We start from the raw sequence: 9,992 nt of genomic DNA on the forward strand, positions 1-9,992 counted from the left end.
TCCGACAGATTACAATGCACGCATGGAGGGGAATAGGGTCGATGATGGAGAACCGTCGCCTGAAAGTCATCATGGAAGTCCAGCAGCAAATGCTGTTATCTAACTTTGATTTAAAGCTGTTTATGCAGACGATCTGCGATCGGATGTGCCTATTAACCGATGCCGACGGTTCTACGATCGAGATGCTGGCGGGCGATGAAATGGTTTATGCCGCCGTCAGCGGCACTTTGCAGCCTCATCTTGGCATCCGACTCCATAAGAACGGCAGTTTGTCGGGCTTGTGCGTGACAGAGGAGAACATCTTGTATTCGCCGGATACGCAGCAGGACGATCGCGTCAACAAAGAAGCGACTATGAGAGTCGGCGCGAGGAGCATGGTCTGCGTTCCTCTGTTCGAAACCAGCAACGCTGTCGGCGTATTGAAAGTCATCTCCGGCCGTCCTAACGCTTTCTCCGGCCGCGATATCGAAACGTTGCAGCTGTTATCGCTTGCACTGGGGTCAGAGCTGGGCAAGCAAATCAACTACGACGATAAAGTACGGATCCTAAACGATTACGAACAATTATTGATTCAATTAAGAGCTGAAATTGAAAGACGCGAAAAACTGGAGCGCGAGCTTATTCAACTGACGGAGTGCGACATTCTGACGGGATTACTGAATCGCAGAGGCTTTAGCGTTCGAATCCAAGGCTGGATGAATCGCGCCAATCGAGAAGAAGGCTTATTCGGGGTGTTCTACCTCGATTTGAATCAATTCAAGCAATGCAACGATACGCACGGACATGAAGTCGGCGATCTCGTGCTTGTCGAATTCGCGAACCGCATCAAGAATGCGACTCGCGATTCCGATCTGGTCGCGCGCGTAGGGGGCGATGAGTTCGTGGTGGCGGCATGGCTGCAGAACGACGGTTTGATGCAGGTAGCCAAGCGGTTGATCGAGCAACTGGAATCGCCAATGTCGATTAAGGGGCTTCATCTTCCGATGACCACCAGCGTCGGCTGTACGGTATGGGAACCGGGCAAGACGGAGCTCGATCTCATACGTGCCGCGGACCAAGCGATGTATCTCGCCAAGTCGAGCGGCACGAACCGGATCGCGGTTAACGGGGAGCTCGTCTTGTAAAGCGCGCCTACGATTAACCCGCGGTGAGCGCTATAATAACTCTGCCTTGCAAGCTGGCTTCGGTACTGTACCGGAGTCAGCTTGTTCCTTTTTGCCATAACGAAAAGCACCCCCTATCGTTTTCATCGGTTTGAACACAAAGGTGTTTTTCCGATGTCCGCTATAAGGGGTGCAGTATTCTCAACCTACTTCGTATGGCTTGTCCAAGTCTCACTGTCTACGGCTTTATCATAATGATGGCTGTTTGTAGCCTCCACAATATCGTAGTAAGCCCAGTGTTTACTTGTTAAATCCACATATTGATTGATCTTAACTCTATTGCTGTCTACATAACTTCTGTCCGAATATCTCTCAAGCATCCGGTTTACCAAACTTACCACTTCAGCCCGTGTGATGTAGTTCCCGGGTTTGAAGGTTCCGTCCGGATACCCTTTGATCCATCCTTTGGCAGCAGCAAAGGAAATGTAATCTCTTGCCCAGTAACTATCCGTAACATCTGTGAAAATAACGGGCTCGCCTATGATCAGCTCATCAAATCGAGACGCAATTGCGGCAAACTCTGCTCGCGTAATCGGCGCGTCCGGCTTAAAGGTTCCGTCCGAGTAACCCTTGATGATGCCGTATTGTTCCATATATCCGATGGCACTTGCATACCATTTCGCAGGATCAATATCTTTGAATTGGGATGAATATGTTTTGTCTACATCCATTTTCTCTACCAAAAGACGCGCAAACATGACCGTAACTTCCGCTCTTGTCATATTCTTTTGGGGACCAAAGGTTTTGTCGGGATAGCCTTTCATATAAGCAAAATGGTTGACCTTATCCAGGGCAGGTATGTCGGTCCATTTTGCAGTCAGCGTAATATCCGAATACACCTTATCGGTGCTGAAGTTCCACGCGCTGCCATCAGCTTTATACCAGCCTGCAAAATTGTAACCGGCTCTTATTGGATCTGCTGGCTTTGTTAACAGTTCGCCTAAGGCTACAGATTGCGTTGTTGATAATGGGGTGCCCCCGTCCCCTTTAAAGGTTACAGCAAAGTTAGTCGCTCCGCCAAAGATTGGCGGGTTCTGCACTTGCGGAGTGTTATAAGCTATGGCGTAGACTGAAAAGTTTTTCACATAGAGCGTCAGCGTCCAATCGGAATTATCAAGTACGAGATACTCTCCATCTGTATTCGGAACCGTGTTGATGACATTCACTGCGTTTCCGTGATAGCGATAAATCGTATAACCGGACTTTCCGTGCAATTCCGAAGGAATAGGAATAATGACTTTAATCAGCCCATTCGTTTGTCCGATAAGTCCCTCAGAATTCCAACTAACAGCTTCCGTTATGCGATAAAATTTCTCGATGCTCATGTCCAGATAGAGCCCGATTGTCAAATCTTCGTTCTGTGCCTTCGTATTGATTCGCATGATTGCATTTAATTTATCGGAATCGTTCGTCTCTTCATCAATTTTTTCGATTTTCATTTCAACCTTGGCGAAGCCTGTATTACCATATTCATTAAATAGGTAATCCACAGCCTCCGGGTGAAGATTATCGATTACGATTGCCGGCGTGCCGTTCCCTACCAGCTTCAATCCGCTGCTGGCATTGTATGGGAATACTACATTCCCAAGCTGTACGACCTGTTCATCCCCGCCGATTGTAACCGCAATAATTGCCGTCTTCTCACCTAGCGTTATTTTCAGATCGTAAATACCTGCCGGCACGTTATAAATTACAAATTTTCCGTCGGCGTCAGTAACCGACGTGTCCCCGTATTGGGTGTTGCCTTTCAAAATTTCAACGGTTGCTCCCGGGATGTTATCGGGAGGCGTATCGTCGTCAACCACGGTGCCGATTACAATATAGTCTTCGGTTACCGGTACGACTTGCCAGGTCGCGGTGTAGGCGCGATCGCCTGTAGAACCTTTTTCTACCTTAACAGTAAGGGTTGGTTCCGACAGCCCCGTTCCCGTCCATCCCGTAAAGGTATACCCTAGTTTTGTCGGGTTGATTAAGGTAAAGTCATCGTTCAGGGCTGTATAGGTTGTCGGGTTCGATGAAGCAGTCGTTCCGCTGTTAAGATTATACGTTATATTGTAAATATCAGCTGCAAAGACAGCAGTATAGGTAGCTGCCGCGTAGCTGCCTGAATCCTTTTGCGGGACAAAGGCAGCACTCGTGCTGACCGTATTACCGTTTGCGCCTTGCCATTCCACGAAGTGATACCCTAGCTTTGCAGTTGCTTCCGAACCGGTTACCGTTCCGGTTTCGGGGTTCAACGATTCATAAGTCGGGCTGACTGTACCATAATCGGTATTATTAGCGGCATATTGGATCGTGATTTGACCGATCTCAGTCCACACGGCATAGAGAGTCACCGATGAATCGGTTTTGTCCCAATTCTTCGCACTGCTCATATCCGCATTGTAATACTTCGTTCCGCCGCTTGTTTGGTCAAAATATCCGACGAATGTATACCCGGCCTGACTCGGCACTGTTGCAGCCGGCATAGGCTGATCATAAGTTGCAGTCACACCGCCGTTGCCGCCGCTGCCGCCGTTGTCATCCAACGTCACAATAGAACTGTTTGCTGTCCATGTGGCGGTGTAGTTGCGATCACCTGTAGAACCTTTTTCTATCGCTACAGTAGAGGTCGGTTCCGACAGTCCCGTCCCCGTCCATCCCGCAAAGGTATATCCTGTTTTTGTCGGGTTGGTTAAGGTAAAGCCATCATCCATCGCGGTATAGGTTGTCGGGTTTGATGGATTGACCGTTCCGTGGTCCAGATTGTAGGTAATCGAGAAATCGGTCAGGTCAAACTGTGCCGTATACGTTTCGTTGCCGGTTACGGGTGCGAGCGTCTTATCCCAGCCTGTGAACGCATACCCCGGCCGGCCGGTAATGCCCGGTGCTGTCGGCGTTGCCTCGTAGCGAACCTTCGGCGTGGTATCGCCTATGGCCGTTCCCTTGATCGGGTCGATCACAAAGGTGATGTCATACAGGTTTCTCGTATAGTAAATATTAACGACCGTGCTGCCATCCGCCGCAATGGTTCCCTGCGAGAACGCCACGGCAGTGAAGCCGGTGTAGGTCTGTGCCACTGCAGTTGTGGTACCTCCGGTCGTTCCGCTCAGGTTTTCAATTGTCGGGGCCGCGGAATAACTGCCGTCTACCGCCGCCTTATAATGGTTGACCTTGTACGCTGTATTCGTGTTCGGCGCCCACTGTGCCACATAGTTTCTTACGCCTGTTGAACCCTGCGCGATTGTGACAGTAATTGTCGGGTTGGACAAGCCGGTGCCCGTCCAACCGCTGAAGGTGAAACCCGCTCTAGTCGGGTTGGTCAGCGTAATACCCGCGCTTTCTACCGTGTAGGTGGCAGGGTTTGCAACCGCGACGCTGCCGCCGTCCAGATCATAGGTAATCGAGAAGTCGGTCAGGTCAAACTGTGCCGTATAAGTTTCGTCGCCGGTTACGGGTGCGAGCGTCTTATCCCAGCCTGTGAACGCATACCCCGGCTCGGAAGTAATGCCCGGTGCTGTCGGCGTTACCCCGTAGCGAACCTTCGGCGTGGTATCGCCTATGGCCGTTCCCTTGATCGGGTCGATCACAAAGGTGATGTCATACAGGTTTCTCGTATAGTAGATATTAACGACCGTGCTGCCGTCCGCCGCGATGCTTCCCTGCGAGAACGCCACGGCAGTGAAACCTGTGTAGGTCTGTGCCACTGCAGTTGTCGTACCCCCGGTCGTTCCGCTCAGGTTTTCAACCGTCGGGGCCGCGGAATAACTGCCGTCTACCGCCGCCTGATAATGGTTGACCTTGTACCCTGTATTGGTGTTCGGCGCCCATGTGGCGTAGATATTGGTGATCGATGTAATTGCCGTATTAAAGTCAAATGCTGTGGTGCCGCTATCTGACGTTACCCATTTGTCAAATGTGTAGCCTACTTTCGTCGGGGCGCTAGGCAAGACAGCTTGGCCACCGGAAAGGATCGTTTGCGCGGCAGGAGTATCATACTTCTGCGCTCCATCGTAAAAGGATACGGTGTAATAATGGATTACCTTGGTTGCATTAGAATCAGAAAGCCGTTCCCCTGTGTCCACACCATTGACATAGATGTCATAGGTACCGGGCGTTACGTTGCTAGCCGAATGTGTAGCCCCACTTGCTGCAAGGGTGTATTGGCTAGCGCCGTCCTTCCACAGCTCAACGCTTTGGCCGATATAGTTCGCTCCATCAAGCTTTATGGTTACACTCGGTGAAAAAGTATTGGCTACGGTCACCTTATCGCTGCTGACAGATGCCGGCGTAGTTAATGATGTATCGGAAACCGATGTAATTGTTGCAGAATTAATATATTCCGTTCCTACCGTTGCGTTGGATGGTACCGCAGCCTTTAAGGTCAGTTCAACACTGCCGTTAGCGGGGACGGAGCTTATCGTATAAGGGAATGTCGCTGCCGGCTTAGAGACACCGCCCTCTGTAATACTGCCGCTCACAAACGTCAGGCCGCTTGGTAAGACATCGTTAACGATGACATTAGCAATAGTGCCGTTGGTCAGATTGGTGACGGTTATATGATAGATTGCACTCTCACCGGCGGACACCGAACCGGAAGCCGGAGCCATTTCGATTTTCATGACTGGCGCAATCTTACCGTTATTGCCCAGCTTGGTGGCGAACACATTATCAGCACCTTCAACATCCCATTGGTATGTATAGGAAGCGGCGGCAGTACCGGTGGTATTACTGCTTTTCGGCACGGATGCCGTTATGTCGGTACCAATTTCTTTACGCTCGCTTACAATGGTGCCGTCAACAGTGGTAATGCTTTTATAATAATACGGATTATCTTCCACCGGTATGAAGCGCGTGGTTGCCGTTGCGACGCCCGCACCCGCATACTCGTTACTGTACAACGTTTCGGACCCATAGGCATCTTTTAATCCCACAGCATAAGTAAGCTGTACAGGGAGCAGATTAGGATTAGAATAATGGCCCGGCGTAGGAGCTTTGCGGTCGCTAAACGTAATCAGCGGCACTTCCTTCGGGGGAATTATCCATTTCACTTCTCTAGTAGCGCTGTTATACACGACAGTCGTGTTCAAGTCCGGAAACCCGTAGGTTTTCACTGACCCGGATGATGATTTAACCGTTCCTGTTACTGTTCCCATTTTGGGAGCTGTTTTTAACTCCATTCCAGTGCCCAGAACATCAGTAACCACAATATTCAGCGGTTCACCGGACCCATTCGTCTGTTCAAACGGTATAATTTTTTCCTGGGTCGCCGCCTCTACCAACCCTGCCAAATCCTCTATCGCCTCATCGACCTTGGATAGATCAGACGGAGCTACAAAGTAAGTATAATCTTTTGAATACACATAGCCCGGTGCGCCGCCTATACCATACTTGTTATAGGCCGCAGCCGCGCCGCTTGTAAGTGAAGGCAGCTTGTCATATACGCTTTTTTCATCGCCTGTTGTAGCCGACGCCAGCCGGCCCGGCTTTAATATTGCAGTGGCCAGATTGTTGCCCTCGGTCAGACCAAAGGCAACGTTGAACCAGACAACATCCTTACCGCCGCTATGTTCCATGTACGCCTGTTTTAGCTCATCCTTCAGCTTCGCCGCTGACAAGATGGTCAGCGCCGAAATCTCAGCCGTACCGCTTGCACCGCTGCCCGTTTTTTCTGTTCCGTTTGGCGGACTGTTATACCAGTTCGGATAGGCTCTGTTTGCTTCGCCATCGGTAAGGAGCAGAACATACGGAACCCTTTCCGTGTCGGCACTGCTCTTTTGACGGGTTGCAATATCTGTTTTTAAAGCGGTAATGCCTGTGTACAGCCCAAATTGTGTAGCAGTACCACTAGATGTATAGATCGTTTGGGATGTTGTTGTCCCCGTTGCGCCATCAAGAAATTTCTGGGTTACTCCTGACTTCCTGGTTATTGTCTGACCGCTGCTTGTCACATAGCGGTCCGTAGCGGCAGATTTATCACCGGTTGCAGAAGTAGAATAGGAGGCCAGCGGAAACAGCGTGCCGACGTTAGGCGTGCTGCTGGTGTTTCCGCTAGCAAGACCATAATAATAGATGCCGATACGATTTCTCGGATTGGCAGCCATAATCGTTTCTATACCCTTGTTTACGGCATCTTTCATTCTGGTAACACGATCCGCAGTCATACTGGCCGACATATCCAGAACCATCGCTACGTCCGCGGCCGCCTGTGCCCGCACCTCAGTGGTAGCTGTGCGGACGTACTCCTGGGCTAACACAGACAGCGTTACGTCAAATTGAGTTTCGTTCACGGAAACAGACTTGTCCGCCCAAACGCGGCCGTCGTCGGACGCAGTGCCGAAGGTAGATGGTCTTGCGGATGTGGACGGATCTGAGCTTAACTTCACGACATAGTTGTTAAGCCCGTTTACTTGCGCTCCGGGTGCACCTGCCCATGCACTTGTCGGCAGCATACCGCTCAGCATTGCGGCGGTTATAAGCCACGCGCAAATTCGGTTCATTTTTTTGGTTCTCAATTTCAAATACCTTCCTTCTTGTTGAAATAACCTATAATGATGCCTATTCCAAAATATCCTATGAATCTACTTGTTCACAGTAAGACAGCCCCTCTTGCTATGAACGCCTTGAATTCAGGTTCATGAAGTCACGCCGTGCGAAATTCCCGAAAACATGGACCTTTAGACCCAAGGTCTTTTGACCTAACCATTATAATATAGAAGCCTGAACAAGAACTAAACATATTCTGCGGGTTTCTACCACATAGTCCCAGAAATCCGTTCCATTCATGGGACAAAGAAAATAGGAGCAGCCGCATGGGGGCCACTCCTATTATGATTAAGGCTAGGAAACGATAACATTCGATAGTTTAACAAGCAGGTTAAAAAAAGCTCAATCTCGCCGCCATCGGCATTTCCGTTCCCGAGACAAGGCTGACCCCGGAACTGTGGGATAAACCCCACAACTGGTTCCCCGCTACTATACCGGGAAGCGGTCGTTGCGCTATGGTTTAAACTAAAGTAACTTAATCAGCCCTTCCAGCTCGTCAAGCAATCCTTTTGCAAGTTCAAAATCCGTATCTTTTAAAGCCATTTCTATTTTCATTTCAATTGCTTTTTTCTTTCGTTCCGTTTCTAAATAGTCTCTGTCAAAATGACTGGCATAAATCATCTCTCTAAATGTTGGCATGCTCATTTTTCTAATCGTCTTATCTTCAATAATCAAAACATAATCCATACCATTTACAACACAATAGAAATCATGGGAAATCATGAGAATTGCACCTTTAAATTCTTTAATGGCTTTCTCCAGTGCTAGTTGTGTATAGGTATCTAAATGGCTTGTCGGCTCATCAAGAAGCAATACGTTTGCTTTACTGGCAGAAACTTTAGCCAATTGAAGTATATTTTTTTCTCCGCCAGATAAGGATTCTATCTTTTGACTAACGATTTCTCCTTCAAAGCCATAGCTTGAAAGATACAATTTGATCTCATCATACGTTTTAAACCCCGCATCGATGAATTCTTCCAGTATTGTATTAGAATCCTTGAGCATTTCACCTTGAAGCTGAGATAAATAAGCCGCTTTCACATCAGCATCTATTTCAATTGAATCATGATTGTTTTTATAAATTTCTCGGAGCAAGGTCGTTTTCCCGGTACCGTTTGAACCGATAATAGCTACTTTATCCGTAGATTTTATCTTAAAGTTAACCTTGTCTAGAAGCAGCTCATCAAAGGCAACGCTATAATTATTGACATTTACAACAATCGTGTCTTCCATTTCATTATCAAGGCCAAAACTGATATGGGGTTGCTTAATGTCAACAAACGGCGCTTTAATTCTACGCGCTTCCAATCTTTCTTGAAATCTAACTCTGGCTTTTAACGCTCTCCCTCTTGATGCTTCTGAATTGTAAGTTGCGATCACTCTAAGATTATTGATGATGTTCTCGTTTCTCTCAATCTCTTCATGTTCAGCTACTGCGATTTCTTGCAGCTCGATTTTTGTCTGAAGTAAGGAGAAGCTATACTCCATATATCGCCCATCAAACTCTTGGATCTCCATGTTTTCAAGGTGTATGATTTTGTTGAAACAATGATTCAATAGATAGCGGTTGTGCGTAACGACCAGCAGCATTCCTTTGTAAGAATTAATCAGTTTTTTTAGCGCATTTAGGTTTTCGAAGTCTAAAAATACATCGGGTTCATCCATAATCATGAAGTCGGGACGATTAAGCATTTCCTTCATCACTTGAATAAGCTTGAATTCGCCGCCACTCAGGTCGGATACCTTAATATCCCTCCGTTTCATGAGGTTTGCTAGATTTAGCTGCTTATGGATGTTACTTTCAACATCATCCCCGCCCATTGCATCAAACGCGTCTAACGCGAATTGATACTTTTCCAGCAACGGCTCTATATCGGGTGAAGTTTCCATTTCCGTGCAAAGCGATTGAATTTCATTTTGAATCTTTATAAATCGTTCTCCTATATATTCAAAAACGGTTGTTTCTTTCGTGTTGTCTAGTTCTGAGAACTGACTTACATATCCAATTGTGCAATCGGGGTCCATCTCTAATTTGCCATCGAAAAGATATTTTTCCGGGTCCTTCAGTATTTCTATCAATGTACTTTTCCCACTGCCGCTTGTTCCTATAAAAGCGCAATGTTGTGCTTCTTCTAACGTAAATGAAATGTTGTTATATAGTTCTTTTTGCGGAAATGAGAAGGATAGGCGTTCAACTTTTATCATAAGGACTACCTTTCTTTATATCTGAATCGTGAGTATCAGATGTTTTGCAGAAATAGGTTGTGAGTTTACCGTAGTTAGAGTAACACTGTTTACAACCAA

General features: G+C 47.7%; 3 protein-coding genes. 1 reads left to right on the plus strand and 2 read right to left on the minus strand.

Annotated elements, in window-relative coordinates; all coding sequences use genetic code 11:
• Positions 1 to 41 precede the first annotated feature (41 nt).
• Positions 42 to 1,124, plus strand: coding sequence for a sensor domain-containing diguanylate cyclase (locus I8J30_RS28765; RefSeq protein ID WP_210663931.1), 1,083 nt, complete (start codon positions 42 to 44; stop codon positions 1,122 to 1,124).
• A gap of 185 nt (positions 1,125 to 1,309) precedes the next feature.
• On the opposite strand, the gene I8J30_RS28770 is transcribed toward I8J30_RS28765, so the two are convergent.
• Positions 1,310 to 7,657, minus strand: a complete 6,348-nt coding sequence (locus I8J30_RS28770) for an InlB B-repeat-containing protein (RefSeq protein ID WP_210663932.1) — start codon at positions 7,655 to 7,657, stop codon at positions 1,310 to 1,312.
• A 496-nt stretch (positions 7,658 to 8,153) separates the two neighbouring features.
• Entirely contained in the window at positions 8,154 to 9,893 is a 1,740-nt protein-coding gene (locus I8J30_RS28775; protein ID WP_210663933.1) for an ABC-F family ATP-binding cassette domain-containing protein, read from the minus strand.
• Positions 9,894 to 9,992: the final 99 nt, after the last annotated feature.

Source organism: Paenibacillus lignilyticus, from assembly GCF_017942085.1.
Taxonomy (GTDB): domain Bacteria; phylum Bacillota; class Bacilli; order Paenibacillales; family Paenibacillaceae; genus Paenibacillus_Z; species Paenibacillus_Z lignilyticus.

What these genes read in the sequence shown, in the direction of transcription:
- I8J30_RS28775 (WP_210663933.1), bottom strand. Translation starts at nt 9,893, where the DNA reads ATGATAAAAGTTGAACGCCTATCCTTCTCATTTCCGCAAAAAGAACTA.
- I8J30_RS28765 (WP_210663931.1), top strand. Translation starts at nt 42, where the DNA reads ATGATGGAGAACCGTCGCCTGAAAGTCATCATGGAAGTCCAGCAGCAA.